A 12,785-nucleotide genomic window follows, 5' to 3' on the forward strand; every position below is an offset into this window, starting at 1 on the left:
TCCTCGCCCGCGCCGTGGCGAACTGGGCGTTCCGCACCTATCGCCGCAAGCCCCTCATCATCCCCGTCATCATCGACGCCTGAGCCATAGCCCGGCAGCACGGTCCCCGTTCCGGCCTCGGCCCCGCCCGCGACGGACTCCCCGGGCGGGGCCGCCGCACGCCTCTTCCAGATCGTCGGCCTCGGGTGAGGGAGAGGCCGCCGACGCAGGCGATCCCCTCGCCGGGGCAGAGACGACGGCAGAGACGACGGCCGACACGGAGCGCGCCATGCAGGCGAAGGCGGTGCCCTGCGAACCGGCACACCGCGTCATTCCGCAGGAATGCGAAACTCGAATTCGGGACGGTCCCACGGGACCGCGGGCGGGTTCGCGAGGGCGGTCCCGATCCGTATGGCACCGACGCGGTGGTAGAAGTCCTCGGCGGGAAGGTGCGACACGACCATGACACGGTCGAGCCCGGCGGCACGGGCCTCGGATTGCATGTGCGCGACGAGCAGTCGTCCAATACCCCGTCCTTGCGCTTCGTCGGCGACGAACAGCAGGTCGAGCTCCGGTGGAGCGAGGACGAGCGAGTAGAACCCGAGGACCCGGCCTCCATGCTCGTCGGGGCCGACGGCTACGAAGGCGCGGTGGGCCTCGATGTAATCAGGGCCGACCCGGTAGCCCGCGACTGCGGCTGCGTACTTGCCCTCGTAGGCGCCTGAGCCACGCACGAGCCGTGTGAGCCTTTTGGCATCCCGCGCGACGGCCCTCCGTATGGTGATCGGCTGACTGACCGGGGAAGTGCGTGAACTCATCAGTAGAGTATTTCCCACCGGGGGGTGCCTTCGTTCGGAGGGGTCGGCTGCTCGGGCGACGCCATGCACGCCATCACGACCGTGCCGATGGCCACCCTCGTCCTCGCCCCGGTTGGAAGGCCCGGGCACCGGCCCCTGGACGCTTCGCCGGACCAGTGCCGGGCACCCGGCCTCCCCTGCCGCTGACCCCCGGCGGGAACGCGCAGTACCTCGAAGCCGGGCAGGGACTGATTCTCGGAACCCACCTGGGCGTCGGCAGTCATATCCGAGTGCCGCTCGCGCCCTGCCGCCGGGATCCGCGCTCCTGCCGTACACCGACGGCCTGATCGAGGCTCCGGGCAGCGACCTGGACAGCGGGCTCGGCCGACGGCGCCGCCATGCCCTCGCCCTCGCGCACGAACCGCTGCACCCCCTGTGCGACCAGCCGTCCGCCCGGATGCCACCCGGCAGCACCGACGACACCGCCCTCCTTGCCCGGCGCCTGTCCGTGCGCTGACCGGGGCGGGCCGTGATCGATGACGGCGCTGCTCACGCCCCCGCAGTCAGCACCAGCACGCGGCACGAGCCGGGCGCTCCGGCCGTGCGGGTGTCGTCTCCGGCGCTCCGCCACCCCCACGCCCTCAGCGTCTCAACCATCCCGACGTCCCAGGCTTCCACCAACGTGACTCCGAGCGCGGCGCCGTGGTCGGCGAGCAGTCGCCGCTGCAGGCGCCGGGCGAGGTTCCAGGCACGGCCCTGGTTCTCCCGGCGCACGCGGGACGGGACGACGATCCCGGAGACGACGAAGAGCCGCCCGGGGGCGACGCGGCGGAGCAGGCTCTCCCGAACGTCTCCGTCGAAGCCCGCCCACCACGGACCGGCGCCGCCCACGGGAAAGCCGTAGGCGCATCCGGTCAGGACCGTGGTCTCCGCGATCAGCAGCGAGAACCCCGGTCGTCGTGCGTCGGCCGCGAGGTGTCGCAGAAAGGCGGCACGCGCCTCGTTCCACGCCCATGGGCCGCCGCCGGAGACCTCCGCGTACAGGTCGCCCAGCTCCTGCAGGCGGTCCTCGACCTGGCCGCGCGTCAGCGGGCGGAGGCGTTCTCCCTCGTGGGGCGAGGATCCCTGCTCCCGCATCGGTCGGCCCGGCCTGCGCGTATACGACCTGCCCGGTGCCCGCTGGGGCGCGGGGAGGTTCGAGGTCGTCGGGAGGAGCATGTGCGCGCTCATGGGTCGAACCCTGCCCCGGGCGCGGACCAGGCCGACCCGGCGTCGCCGATCACCGAGAGTGGCACCGGTGCCGGAGCCGGTGCGCGGCATGCCCTCGGTGTCTCCACCGTACTCCCGGCCGGGCCCGCCACGGTGGCGCGGCGGCGGCCGACGACTGCGACAGCCCGCCGGGAGAGCACCGGTCTTCCGCGAGGGGTCGGTCGTGGCACGCACGCTCCCTTGCCCGGCATACCCTTCAAAAAGGGGGGTGGCCGTGGTGACGCGCCGCAGCCCGCACCGAGACGGGCGTCGGGCAGCGACCTCGGTCGGGGTTGCACCCCCACCTGCCAGGAGGTCCGTATGAAGCACGAGCCCTTTCCCTCCGAAGGCCAGGCCGAGGTCCGCATCGTGGCCGCGACGCCGGAGGTCGCCCGGCGCGTCGCCGAAGTGCTCCGGCGCTGCTTCGCCTCGACCGAGCAGCGCAGCTATCCCGCGGGCCGCGCAGGAGGGACCCGGCTCCACATCACCCTCGACACCGCTCAAGCGGCGGAACCCGCACAGTCCTGGCTCACGACCAGCACACACAGACACACGCCGACGAGGTGTGACGCGGATCCGAGCAGCCCGAGGATCCGCCGTCGCCTCGTCCCCGCGCGGCCGTCAAACCGGAGAACGACAGCCATGACGAAACTCCGCGAACGCAAGAACAACCGAAAGGCGGTCCTGCGATCCCTGTACGGGGCCGTCGAGCGCAACCGCCCCGAGGTCAATGGATCGGCGCTGCGCGCCGAGCTGGCCCTGCCCGACGAGGACCTCGCCGCCGCCTGCGCCTATCTGACCGACGAGGGTCTGATCAGCGTGGACTGGACATCACACCACACCCCCGCCACCGTCTCGCTGACGCACGAGGGCATCCGTCTGATGGAGGAACTGGAGGAGGAAGAGGAGGCAGAGGAGGAACAGGAGGACGGGGTGAAGCCAGAGGAGGCACAGAGCTTGTCGCGCAGCGCGACCGGCGGTGCCGTTCCCGGCGAGTGACGAAACGGGCAGTCGTCCGACGGCTCCCGGGACGGGACCCGCACGATGGAACCCGGCGGAACACCGGCGAAGCCGCGTCCTCGGCCGACGCACACACGTACCGCATGCCCACGCCTCGCCTGGTCGTCCCGCCGGATGAGCCGGCCGGAACAGCCGCCCGGCTGCTGGCCGCCGCGGCCGACCCCGAGAACCCGCTGACCGCCGCGCGCATGCCGGCCCTCGCCGAGACCGATCGCCTCGGGGGCACGACAGGGGAGGCGGAATGAGGCACGCCGGCCCTCACTGCCATCCCGCCTTGCCCCCGGTCCCTGCGCGAGCCGTTGACCACGCAAGGTGGAGCGCCCGCACTCTTCGAGGAATGCCGCATCGTCCGCGCACACGGCGGACTGGACGGGCAGACCGTGGCGCCCCTGGCCCGCGCCCTGGCCGAAGCCCGCGCGGCCCGGCCCGGACGGCTCCTCCTCATCGTGGACCTGAGCGAGGCAGTCTTCACCGACTGCAGCATCCTGACGCCACTGTGCGATGCCTGGCACGACTGCCGCGCCCGGAGCGGCTGGCTGCGCATCGTCTACGGCAACCACGCGACGGACCTGGTCCTTCCCTGCACCGGTCTCCTCGACCGTTTCCCCGCGTACGCCAGGGCGCAGGACGCCTGGGGGGGCAACCTCGGCGATGACGACTACCCCGCCTACACCATCGGGCGGGCGGCGGACGTTCTCGGCACCACCCCCGCCTTCCTCCGAGCCGTCGGTGAAGTCGGACTGATCGTTCCTCTGCGTTCGGAAGGCGGCCACCGCCGTTGTTCCCGCCGCCAGTCGCGCATCGCCGCCCGAAGCCGGACGAGCACTGCGCAGATACCTAGTCCCGCCACTACAGAAATACAGCCCGATACAGGAGAATAATTACCGGACGTTCCCGAAAACGCATGACCGTCTCCACCCGGCCTGTGTTAACGTGAGAGCAGTTGCAGTTTTGGTTGCCAGAGATTTTTTCTTTGCAGAGCTTTCCGGATCTTTCCGGAGGGGTGATCATCGCGGCGACTCGGCTCCGCAAAGTGCGGGGTCGACACTGCCCCCCAAGGGAGATTCGATATGGCATCTGGCACCGTGAAGTGGTTCAACGCGGAAAAGGGCTTCGGCTTCATCGAGCAGGACGGTGGCGGCGCCGACGTGTTCGCCCACTACTCGAACATCATCAGCAACGGTGGCTTCCGCGAGCTTCAGGAAGGCCAGAAGGTTAGCTTCGACGTCACGCAGGGCCAGAAGGGCCCGCAGGCCGAGAACATCGTTCCCGCCTGACGCTGACGCGAATCGTCGCGAGCCGGTGGCTCGCACATCACGTGGCTGGGGCCCGCACTCTTGGAGTGCGGGCCCCAGCTCATTGATTTTCCCGTTTCCCGGCTCTTTTTTCTTCGGCTCATTCTTGCGAACCCTCGTGCGGCCGCCCTCCGCCGACGGGAATTCGCCTTGCCGGTCACCCTCATGCCCTTCCCGATCCAGGCGGCCACGCTGCCGAACGCACCGGCGGGCCGGGACGTCCTGGGCCGGGACCATACCGGCTCGGGCAAGACGCTCGCCTTCGGTCTGCCGGTGCTCGCCCGTCTGGACGGGCAGCGGGCCCAGCCCCGGCAGCCGCTCGCCCTCGTCCCCACCCGGGAACTGGCCCAGCAGGTCACCGACGCGCTCACCCCCTACGCCCACGCCCTGCGACTGCGGCTCGACACCGCGGTGGGCGGCCTGTCGATCGGCCGTCCGTTCTGGCCGGGGCGGCTTTCCGGTGTGGGGTCGGCTGGTTGGGTTCTCGCCTTCGGCAGAGCACCGTCAGGGCGCGACGGTGGGTGCGGGAGGAGTCCAGCGGTGGGTGGGGGGCACGTTGCTGCTGATGCCGAAGTCCTTCTTCAGCTGTTCGGGGATGGCGTAGTGCATGACGCGGCCGCGGGTGAGGGAGGACAGCTCGAAGACGGTGGTGAGGTGGCCGAGGCGGTCCAGGGCCCAGGCGCCCAGCGGTGAGCTGTCCTCGATGGTCTCCAGCACGCCGAGCAGGCTGGGCACGATCTTGACCACGTTGTCCCAGCCGGTGCGGGGGACCCGGAGCCAGTCGGCGCAGGTGTCGCCGACGAGGTGGCGGAGGAGGGCGGAGACGATGGGGTCGAAGAAGGTGCCGGGGACGACCTCCTCGTAGAGGTCGATCAGTTGTCGGGTCAGATGGGCGCCTTCTTCCGAAGGGCCCATGTGGCGGATCATGTACAGGTCGAGGAACTGCCGGGCCTCCTCCAGGGATTTGGGCACGGCGTCCTGGTCGACACCGAGGATGGCGCCGACCACGCGCCATGCGTAGAAGTACGCTTCGGCGCCTTCGGTGGACATGTGGATCCCGAGCCGGTGCAGGCTGTCCAGGACGAGGAGGGAGAAGAACATCTGCCCGCCGATCATGTCCTCCTGGCAGATCGGCGTCCCCAGGGCCTCGGTGTCCCAGCGGTTCTCGCGCTTGAGGTGGTGGCGGATGGAGGCATGCAGGAGACGAACCTTCTGCGCTGCGGGGATGAAGCGGCTGCCTGCTTCGAAGGCGTCGGGCTGCATCAGGTAGACGGTGAACTGGCCCGTCTCCGCCATCCGCTTGGACGGGTAGTTCAGCCCATGTGTGGCGGACAGCAGCTTCGCGACGTGTGGCACGACGTAGCAGGCGGGCATGGAGGCGAAGGACAGAGCGGTGGAGATGTGCACGTTGTTGTCGATGAAGAACAGCCGGGCCTTCTCCATCTCGCCCCAGTCCACCCAGGACGGGGGCACGCTGGTGGTCTGGAGGTACTCGCGGGCGACCTCGGGCAGTCCATCGGGCAGAGGGGAGCCGGCGGTGGAGACGTAGCGCATCAGGGTGTTGAACTTGCCGACCTCCCCCCGCTCGAACAGTGTGGTCACGACGGCGTCGGCGAGTTCGTCGCCGGACTGGCGCAGGGCGTTCATCGAGGCTTCGGTGTAGGTCATGTCAGCAGTCCTTCTCGACAGGCTGCACGGTGGTGTGCGGTGGCCGTTGCGCGGAACTGGTCAGTTGCGGCGGTCGGTGGCGGAGTGGGCGAGAGCGGTCAGGGCTCGCCGTACTTGCTGAGACATGTCGAGCCCCTCCAGGCGGCCGACGGATTCCCATACTCGGGAGGCGATCATGTTTTCCACTTGTTCCGGGGCCTTGAGTTCGACCATCAGCTCGCGTACGTCCCGCAGGTGCTCCTCGTTGAGGTCACGGCGCCCCAGCACGCCGGCCAGACGCTCACGCTGTGCGGGAAGAGCGGCCTGCCAGGTCATGGCCAGCAGCGCGGTGGGGCGGTTTCCGCGGATGTCGTCCAGGCCGGCCTTGCCCGTGCGCTCCGGTTCGCCGAAGACGCCCAGCAGATCGTCGCGCAGCTGGAATGCCTCCCCCAGCGGAAGACCGTACGCGGACAGGGCGGCCCGCAGCTCCGGGGAGGCGCCCGCGAGCAGGGCACCGATGAGCAGGGGCTGCTCGACGGTGTACTTGGCCGTCTTGTAGCGGACGACCTTCAGGGACACGTCCGGGTCCGGGTGGGCGCCCGTGCTCAGGATCTCCAGGCATTCGCCCGCGATCAGTTCCCGCGCGAGTTCCGCCCACATCGGCCTGGCCCTGGCCAGGTAGGCGCCGGGAAGGCCGCTGGCGGCGAACAGCTGCCCCGCCAGCGCCATCAGGTGATCCCCGACCAGCATGGCCAGCGAGCGGGCGGCAGCGCGCGCCTGTGGACGTCCGGCGAGGGGAGCCTGCAGGGAGATGTGAACGGTGGGCAGGTTATGACGCAGTGGGCTGTCGTCGATGATGTCGTCGTGGACGATCGCCGCGGCATGGACGAGCTCCATGGAGGCAGCCGCACGCATCAGGGCATCGCTGTCCGGCTGGCCGGCCGCACGCCACCCCCAGTAGCAGAATGCCGCCCTCAGGCGCTTGCCGTGCCTCGCGGCCACCTGCAACTGCTCGGCGACCGGCTGCAGAGCGTCGTCAATCGCGAGAAGCTGATCGGCTTCGCCTGTCAGGAAGTCGTCCAGAAGGGCGTCGATACGGTCTTTGAACCCGGCCGGATCCCAGCGGTCAGACATCGCCGGCGGCCGCCGCCTGCCGGGCCACAGCGTGCTGGGCCAGCACCTCCAGGTGGGCCGGGGAAGCAGATGCGGCGCGATCCAGGGCGATACGGCCGCGGGCCATCAGGTCCTGCTGCGCATCCCGGACGAGTTCGGGGCCGTCCGACCGGCGCAGCAGTTGCTGCACGGTTCCGGCCGCCGAGCCGATGGCGCTCACCGCCAGGTCCGCCAGACCCGCGACGACCAGCACTGCCTGCTCCTCCAGACCCCGGCCGCTTGTCGGAGTACATGTCATACCGATCCCCCTGCATTGTCGGTCGGATGCGGCACACGCCGGCTCGCGGCGCTGCTGATCACAGGATGACCGCGCGATCACTCCGCGTTGCCCGCATTACCGCATCGAGTGATCGCATGAACGGGTTTGCGACCTGAGTGGCCCAGGCCAGAGCGAGAGAGAGCGGCGACCAGCCGCTTGCCGTCGCGTGGAGCTGCCGCCGATTACCGGCACGCGAGTTCGGCCGATCCAATGCCGGGCAACGGGTCGCGGTTTGCGCTGTGTTCACTCGGGGGTAGCTCTCGGGCCATGCGTGACTTAGTGCGGGAGCAGTACTACCGGCATCGTGCCCCGGTCTACGACGAGACCAGCTATCGCGGGGACGAGGTGGTGAACGCCGGACTGGACCGGGAGACGGCCGAGATCGGGAAGCTGCTCAACGCCCTGCCGCAGGGGCGAGTGGTGGATGTCGCCTGCGGGACGGGCGTGTGGACCCAGTTCCTGCGCGGCGACGTCGTCGCCCTGGACCAGAGTGCGGAGATGCTTCAGCTGACGCACGTACGGGTGCCGCAGGCCCGGAGGGTGCAGGCACTGTTCCCGCCGCTGCCGTTCATCACCGGTGGCCTGGACCGCATCGTCACGGGCAACTTCTACGGGCTGCTCAGACCGCCCGAGCGGGCCGTCTTTCTTGCCGAAGCACGGCGTACGGCCCGCGAGCTGATCGTGATCGACCTGCGCAGTGACGGCGACCTGCACGAGGAGCAGACGGAGCTGCGAACCGTCGACGGGAACACCTACCCGATCTTCCGGCGCCGCTTCACCCCTGAGAGCCTGAGCACGGAACTGGACGGTGAACTGATGTACGTCGGGCGCTACTTCTTGGCCGTACGGGCGTGACCAGCACGGCCAGAAGGGTCATGCAAGCGGTGTCTCAAGCGTGAGCAGGTGAGAGTCGCCGGCCGCTTCGCCGTCGTCGGGTGCGGCGAACATCCGCAGGGTGCTGCCGTCGATCTCCAGATGGACCGCGTTGTAAGTGACGACACGGCCGGCCGGAGACAGGGTCGTCACCGGAGCCTCGTGCTCGATCCGGCCCGACTCGATGTCGACGACAGCGATACCGCCGAGACTGAAGACGCCGGTGCCTGCGAGCGGGTACTCCGCGATACCGGTGCACACCATGTGACCGCCGCCGGCCGTGACGCAGGTCTGGTAGTCGACGAAGTGGCTCTTGTTGTCGACCCGATGAACGAGCCGCCCTTCGGCGGTGAAAGTGAGCAGCCGCCTGGATCCCCACGTCACGGCGTGCAGCAGGCCGGTCTCGCGGTCGCGGACGATGCCCCCGATGTGGTCGTCGAAGCGGAACGCCTCGGTGACGGCCAGAGTGCCGGGATCCACGCGGTAGACGATGGAACGGGAGTCGGGCCGGTACTCAGCGGTCGGGACCCAGAGGGATTCACCGTCGAAGTCGATGCCGCCGGGGTGGTAGACCGTGTCCTCGCCCACGGTGACGTGACCCAGCGCCGCGCCCTCGGCGTCGGTGGCGAACACATGCCCGACGCCACGACCGGGCGTGCGGTCATAGCCGTCCACGGGCTTGTCGTACGGCCTTGTCGCTTCGATGATCTCGGCGGTCGACACGTAGAGCCGGTGGTCGTGACCGCGGGTGATGCCCTGGGGGTGATGGGCGGCGAAGTCGAACGGCACCTTGTCCTGCACCGTCCAGACGGTGCCGCGGGAGAGCTGTCGCACGGCTGTCACAACGGCCTCGTTCGAGTCGTCGCGCCCAGTGACGGCAATAGGAGAGTCGTATGGATCGCTCATGATTCGTCAACGACCCCTTCGCCGGCGTGTAACGGGACTGCGTTCACATTCGACAGCGCTCGTGACGCCCCGCCTACGTGGGCGCAACTGCTGCGTCAGTCGGGGCCGATGTCGTGGCCGACCTTGGAGCCGTACAGGAAGGTGTTGGAGGCGCCACTGGTCGCGCCGGCGCTGAATCCACACCGCTCCCGCAGCTGAGCCCGAGCCTGACGGTGAATAAAGACGATCTCAAGACACCGGTTCCTCGGAGCCGCCGCGGCCGTGGTCGGCGAACCCCGTCAGCGGGTGGTGGCTCTAGGGGGGTGTCGCCGCCAGGGCCCGCCTCCCGCCTTCGGCGAGGGTCGTGGGGCCGGACGTCAGGACGCATCCCTCCGCAACGACGCGATGAGGAGGTCGAGGTCCCCGCGTGCCGTGTACGTACGGATCGGGTCGATGTAATCGCGTGACTCGATGATCCGACCGTCCCGGACACGCATGACAAAGACGCAGGGCACCTTGCTCATGGAGTCGTCCGGCAACGTGAACTCATAGGCGAACTCGGCGACGATCACTTCAGGATCGGCGGTCTCGTGAACGACGACATCGACGACCCGCCTCTTCGGCAAGGACTCCCGAGCTTCCGGCGGCACCGTGAAATGGTCCTGGAGTGCGCGCCGAGTCGTCAACGGCTCGGACTCCGGCGTCGCCATCGGATGGCGGACATCGGTGACTTCGCCATACAGGTCGGGCAACTCATCGAAGTTCCCGGCCGCGACCCCATGAACAAGCCGGAGAAACACTTCACGCGGACTCGGACTCACAAGACCTCCCCGGGTAATGCGTACAGGCGGCTGGTGATCATTGTCGCCTGATCCAGGCCAGTCTTGCGGAGTTTCTCCGGAGCGGGCAGCACGGTGGCAGGGCTGCGTCAGCGAAGCACCTCGTCGCTGGAATCCTGTGCCGGAAGGAATTTCACGGCTTTTCGGGCCAGGACGGCAGACAAGTATTCACGTGCGTCGGGACGCAGTCGTGCCAGGGCGACCATGCCGGTGATGACGGCGTCGGCCACCTCGTCCTGTACGTCTGTCCACGTGTGGCTGTGGCCCTTCCGCGGGTTGGTGCCCCGGGCGCCGATGACGGCCTGTGCAGCCTCGCCCACCTCTTCGGCGAGCTTGAGCACTTGCAGGGTCCATTGCTCCTCCGGTGCGAGTCCGTTCTCGGTGTCGAGGCAGCTGAACGTGCCGGCCAGACGCAGGATCGTGTCCCAGTCGTCGGTCGCAGCGCCGTACCTGTGCCGGCCGTGGGATTGCGGAGGTAGTGCGGTTCTGCGCATGAGTGCCGGATCGCTGACGAATCCGAGCCCCTCGTACAGGGGCCTGGACTCGTCACTGGCGTGCAGTTCGAAGAGGGTGACGCCTTCCTGCTCCAGGTCGTTGAGGAGTGCGGTGAGGGCGGCCCTGGCGTAGCCACGGCGTCGATGGCCGGGGCGGGTGGCCACCGCCTGGATGCGCGCGGACAGTCCCTTTGGGTACCGCGGGGCGGGCAGTACGGGACTGACCAGGGCCAGGGCACAGGTGGCGACTCCTCCCTCCGGTGCGTCCACGACGTAGGCCCGGGCGTCGCCACCGGGCTGGAGTCGTTCGGCCAGCTGGTCTCGGCAGAGGGACAGCCAGTTTGAGTCGAGCGGTCGGGAGAGGATCAGCTCGGACCGCAGGCGGGTGATGCCTTCGGCGTCGGCGGGCGTGGCTCGGCGTGGAGTGGTCATGAGTTCGTCCTTGCAGGGGCTTGTGGGGGCCACGGTCTGGTCGTCCGTGCGGTCCTGCCCGTTCAGGGAGCGGGTCGCGCGGCGGGGGTGGTGGACGGGTCGGTGATGGGGGTGAAGTGGGCGGGGGCGTGGTCGATCGGCAGACCGGGGCGCCATGCGGTGAGGATCTGGGCGCTGCACTCGAACAGGTCCGGGGGCAGGGCGTCCAGCGGCCACCAGCGCCAGTCGCCGACGCTCTCGCCGGGCTGGTCGGCCGGCTCGCCCCGCCAGCGGGTGACGAGCGCGCCGAAGGTGATGCGGACGACATCGCCGACCTGATCGAGGAACATGCCCAGAAGGCGGACGTCGGCCGGGTCGGCGTACAGGCCGGTCTCCTCGGCGAGTTCGCGCACGACTGCTTCCCGCAGTGACTCGCCCGGCTCCACGGTCCCGCCGGGCAGCTCTCGTGTGCCCAGCCGGTGCCGGCCGAGGAGAAGGCCCTGATGCCCGAGCAGCACGGCCCCGACGCCGACGGCCGCGTGGGCGAGGGGTGGTTTCGGGGTGCGGGGACGGGCGGTGATCCGGGCCGGTCGGTGGACCTGGAACAGCCGGTAGGAGGCGTGGTTGTCCTTCTCCGGCGCGTCGAGGACGGTGCTGCCCTGCACACGGAAGCCGTACCGGACGAGCAGGTCTTCCCACAACTCCGCTGTGAGTACCCACATGTGCACGGTGAGATCGTCGCCGCCGGCCAGGCGCAGGATCTCCGGGCGTGGGGTGACGGTCGAGGTGGGGCCGTCGCCGGCGGAGTTGGTGTGCAGCACGGTGAAGCACAGCCGTCCGCCCGGTTTGAGAGCGGTGGCCAGGACGGGCAGGAGTCGGTGCGGGTCGAGGAAGTGGAAGGTGCTGAGGGAATAGATCACGTCGTACGGCGCCGCCGTGCCCAGGTGCTCGACGGCGTCGGCGTGGACCAGCCGCAGTCCCGGCACCTCGGGGTAGCGGGCGCGCGCCCTCTCGATCTGGCTGAGGGAGGCATCGACGCCGTCCACCTGCGCACCGTAGGTGCGGGCCAGGTGTGCGGCGTGCCGACCAGGGCCGCAACCGATGTCCAGGACGCGCAGGCCCCTGATGTCCCCCAGGATGGCGTCCCCCGGCGCGTTCGCGGCAGGGCCCCAGGTGATCCGATCCACCTCGGTCAGGGGCGTACCGCGCCCCAGGTGGTGTGTTCCGTAGGCGTCCCAGGCGAGGCGGGTCTGCTGTTCGGCGTCCAACACGTGGGCCTCCATGCTGAGTTCAGGGGCGAAGTGCGTAGCAGCGCAGCACGTCGAGATCGGCGGCGCGTACGACGGACCAGCCCGCGGTGAGGATCTCGGCCTCGGCGGATGTGATCCCGAGGTGCCTGTACGGATCGTTCTCCTTGCGACGGCCGGCGAGTTCTGTGACGACCCAGAAGGTCCCGCCGGGCGCCAGGACCTGTCGGACGCGGTCGAGGAAGCCCGCCTTGTCGTCCATCCAGCGGTAGACCAGGCGGCAGGTGACGACCGCATACGCGGGGTCCGGCAGGGTGCTGAGGTCATCGGAGGTGAAGTCCATCAGGTGCCAGGCCGGCCCCTCGCTCTGCTGGGTGTTCCGGGCTGTTGCGATGGCGCTGGGTGCGAAGTCGATGCCGGTGGTGCGGTAACCGAGCTGGTGGAGGTGGCGGGCGAGGGAGCCCTCGCCGGTGCCGATGTCGAGAGCCGGGCGTCCGCGGCCCGGTCCGACATGGTCGGCGAGCAGCGCGGCCTCGGTGCTGGTGACCTCTCGATACCGGCGTCCGCCGGCCCAGAGCGGCTCCCAGTAGTCGGCGGCGGCTGGGGTGATCGCCATGC

General features: G+C 69.5%; 15 protein-coding genes and 4 pseudogenes. 9 read left to right on the top strand and 10 right to left on the bottom strand.

Features of this window, described 5'->3' with window-relative positions; genetic code table 11:
• Window positions 1-308: 308 nt before the first annotated feature.
• Window positions 309-797, bottom strand: coding sequence for a GNAT family N-acetyltransferase (locus ACZ41I_RS36095; protein ID WP_363218566.1), 489 nt, complete (start codon window positions 795-797; stop codon window positions 309-311).
• On the opposite strand from ACZ41I_RS36095, the gene ACZ41I_RS36100 reads away from it, so the two are divergent.
• A complete protein-coding gene (locus ACZ41I_RS36100) occupies window positions 784-1,293 on the top strand; it encodes a SpoIIE family protein phosphatase (protein WP_468516116.1) in 510 nt (169 codons plus the stop codon). The genes ACZ41I_RS36095 and ACZ41I_RS36100 overlap by 14 nt on opposite strands.
• A 32-nt stretch (window positions 1,294-1,325) precedes the next feature.
• Here the strand turns inward: ACZ41I_RS36100 and ACZ41I_RS36105 are convergent, their stop codons facing one another.
• Window positions 1,326-2,006: a hypothetical protein gene (locus tag ACZ41I_RS36105; RefSeq protein ID WP_468516117.1), complete on the bottom strand. Its 681-nt coding sequence runs from the start codon at window positions 2,004-2,006 to the stop codon at window positions 1,326-1,328.
• Window positions 2,007-2,345: 339 nt separating this feature from the next.
• On the opposite strand from ACZ41I_RS36105, the pseudogene ACZ41I_RS36110 reads away from it, so the two are divergent.
• From ACZ41I_RS36110 to ACZ41I_RS36140, 7 genes and pseudogenes are all read left to right on the top strand, one after another.
• Window positions 2,346-2,564, top strand: a pseudogene (locus tag ACZ41I_RS36110) (hypothetical protein); the annotation flags it as partial.
• A 102-nt stretch (window positions 2,565-2,666) separates the two neighbouring features.
• Window positions 2,667-3,023: a hypothetical protein gene (locus tag ACZ41I_RS36115; protein ID WP_468516229.1), complete on the top strand. Its 357-nt coding sequence runs from the start codon at window positions 2,667-2,669 to the stop codon at window positions 3,021-3,023.
• A 104-nt stretch (window positions 3,024-3,127) separates the two neighbouring features.
• The gene (locus ACZ41I_RS36120) at window positions 3,128-3,289 is read left to right on the top strand and encodes a hypothetical protein (protein ID WP_399765197.1); all 162 of its coding nucleotides are present in this window, start codon (window positions 3,128-3,130) and stop codon (window positions 3,287-3,289) included.
• 54 nt (window positions 3,290-3,343) lie between these two features.
• A pseudogene (locus ACZ41I_RS36125) lies at window positions 3,344-3,664 on the top strand (STAS domain-containing protein); the annotation flags it as partial.
• Between the two features lie 54 nt (window positions 3,665-3,718).
• Window positions 3,719-3,862: pseudogene (locus tag ACZ41I_RS36130) on the top strand (MerR family transcriptional regulator); the annotation flags it as partial.
• A 252-nt stretch (window positions 3,863-4,114) separates the two neighbouring features.
• Entirely contained in the window at window positions 4,115-4,321 is a 207-nt protein-coding gene (locus tag ACZ41I_RS36135; RefSeq protein WP_067116135.1) for a cold-shock protein, read from the top strand.
• A 183-nt stretch (window positions 4,322-4,504) separates the two neighbouring features.
• Window positions 4,505-4,774 (top strand): annotated as a pseudogene (locus tag ACZ41I_RS36140) (DEAD/DEAH box helicase); the annotation flags it as partial.
• A gap of 69 nt (window positions 4,775-4,843) precedes the next feature.
• On the opposite strand, the gene ACZ41I_RS36145 reads toward ACZ41I_RS36140, so the two are convergent.
• The 3 genes from ACZ41I_RS36145 to ACZ41I_RS36155 are packed head-to-tail and all read right to left on the bottom strand — an operon-like array spanning window position 4,844 to window position 7,397.
• A complete protein-coding gene (locus ACZ41I_RS36145; RefSeq protein WP_399765204.1) occupies window positions 4,844-6,007 on the bottom strand; it encodes an oxygenase MpaB family protein in 1,164 nt (387 codons plus the stop codon).
• Between the two features lie 60 nt (window positions 6,008-6,067).
• Window positions 6,068-7,120, bottom strand: a complete 1,053-nt coding sequence (locus ACZ41I_RS36150) for a polyprenyl synthetase family protein (RefSeq protein WP_468516118.1) — start codon at window positions 7,118-7,120, stop codon at window positions 6,068-6,070.
• The gene (locus ACZ41I_RS36155) at window positions 7,113-7,397 is read right to left on the bottom strand and encodes a polyprenyl synthetase (RefSeq protein WP_468516119.1); all 285 of its coding nucleotides are present in this window, start codon (window positions 7,395-7,397) and stop codon (window positions 7,113-7,115) included. Before ACZ41I_RS36155 ends, ACZ41I_RS36150 begins: the two co-directional genes overlap by 8 nt.
• A gap of 288 nt (window positions 7,398-7,685) precedes the next feature.
• On the opposite strand from ACZ41I_RS36155, the gene ACZ41I_RS36160 reads away from it, so the two are divergent.
• Window positions 7,686-8,273: a class I SAM-dependent methyltransferase gene (locus tag ACZ41I_RS36160; RefSeq protein ID WP_468516120.1), complete on the top strand. Its 588-nt coding sequence runs from the start codon at window positions 7,686-7,688 to the stop codon at window positions 8,271-8,273.
• A gap of 18 nt (window positions 8,274-8,291) precedes the next feature.
• Here the strand turns inward: ACZ41I_RS36160 and ACZ41I_RS36165 are convergent, their stop codons facing one another.
• From ACZ41I_RS36165 to ACZ41I_RS36185, 5 genes are all read right to left on the bottom strand, one after another.
• On the bottom strand, window positions 8,292-9,197 hold the full coding sequence (locus ACZ41I_RS36165) for a DUF6454 family protein (RefSeq protein ID WP_468516121.1): 906 nt from the start codon (window positions 9,195-9,197) through the stop codon (window positions 8,292-8,294).
• Between the two features lie 356 nt (window positions 9,198-9,553).
• Entirely contained in the window at window positions 9,554-9,997 is a 444-nt protein-coding gene (locus ACZ41I_RS36170; protein ID WP_468516122.1) for a nuclear transport factor 2 family protein, read from the bottom strand.
• A gap of 107 nt (window positions 9,998-10,104) precedes the next feature.
• A complete protein-coding gene (locus ACZ41I_RS36175) occupies window positions 10,105-10,941 on the bottom strand; it encodes a GNAT family N-acetyltransferase (protein WP_399765222.1) in 837 nt (278 codons plus the stop codon).
• Window positions 10,942-11,003: 62 nt separating this feature from the next.
• Window positions 11,004-12,203, bottom strand: a complete 1,200-nt coding sequence (locus ACZ41I_RS36180) for a bifunctional class I SAM-dependent methyltransferase/NUDIX hydrolase (protein WP_468516123.1) — start codon at window positions 12,201-12,203, stop codon at window positions 11,004-11,006.
• Window positions 12,204-12,210: 7 nt separating this feature from the next.
• Window positions 12,211-12,783: a class I SAM-dependent methyltransferase gene (locus ACZ41I_RS36185; protein WP_468516124.1), complete on the bottom strand. Its 573-nt coding sequence runs from the start codon at window positions 12,781-12,783 to the stop codon at window positions 12,211-12,213.
• Window positions 12,784-12,785: the final 2 nt, after the last annotated feature.

The organism is Streptomyces sp. NPDC030799, assembly GCF_055572255.1.

Excerpts from the sequence above, each read along its gene's own strand:
- ACZ41I_RS36175 (WP_399765222.1), bottom strand. The coding sequence starts at position 10,941 with ATGACCACTCCACGCCGAGCCACGCCCGCCGACGCCGAAGGCATCACC.
- ACZ41I_RS36165 (WP_468516121.1), bottom strand. The coding sequence starts at position 9,197 with ATGAGCGATCCATACGACTCTCCTATTGCCGTCACTGGGCGCGACGAC.
- ACZ41I_RS36095 (WP_363218566.1), bottom strand. The coding sequence starts at position 797 with ATGAGTTCACGCACTTCCCCGGTCAGTCAGCCGATCACCATACGGAGG.
- ACZ41I_RS36135 (WP_067116135.1), top strand. The coding sequence starts at position 4,115 with ATGGCATCTGGCACCGTGAAGTGGTTCAACGCGGAAAAGGGCTTCGGC.
- ACZ41I_RS36155 (WP_468516119.1), bottom strand. The coding sequence starts at position 7,397 with ATGACATGTACTCCGACAAGCGGCCGGGGTCTGGAGGAGCAGGCAGTG.
- ACZ41I_RS36180 (WP_468516123.1), bottom strand. The coding sequence starts at position 12,203 with ATGGAGGCCCACGTGTTGGACGCCGAACAGCAGACCCGCCTCGCCTGG.
- ACZ41I_RS36145 (WP_399765204.1), bottom strand. The coding sequence starts at position 6,007 with ATGACCTACACCGAAGCCTCGATGAACGCCCTGCGCCAGTCCGGCGAC.
- ACZ41I_RS36185 (WP_468516124.1), bottom strand. The coding sequence starts at position 12,783 with ATGGCGATCACCCCAGCCGCCGCCGACTACTGGGAGCCGCTCTGGGCC.
- ACZ41I_RS36120 (WP_399765197.1), top strand. The coding sequence starts at position 3,128 with ATGCCCACGCCTCGCCTGGTCGTCCCGCCGGATGAGCCGGCCGGAACA.
- ACZ41I_RS36150 (WP_468516118.1), bottom strand. The coding sequence starts at position 7,120 with ATGTCTGACCGCTGGGATCCGGCCGGGTTCAAAGACCGTATCGACGCC.
- ACZ41I_RS36105 (WP_468516117.1), bottom strand. The coding sequence starts at position 2,006 with ATGAGCGCGCACATGCTCCTCCCGACGACCTCGAACCTCCCCGCGCCC.
- ACZ41I_RS36160 (WP_468516120.1), top strand. The coding sequence starts at position 7,686 with ATGCGTGACTTAGTGCGGGAGCAGTACTACCGGCATCGTGCCCCGGTC.
- ACZ41I_RS36115 (WP_468516229.1), top strand. The coding sequence starts at position 2,667 with ATGACGAAACTCCGCGAACGCAAGAACAACCGAAAGGCGGTCCTGCGA.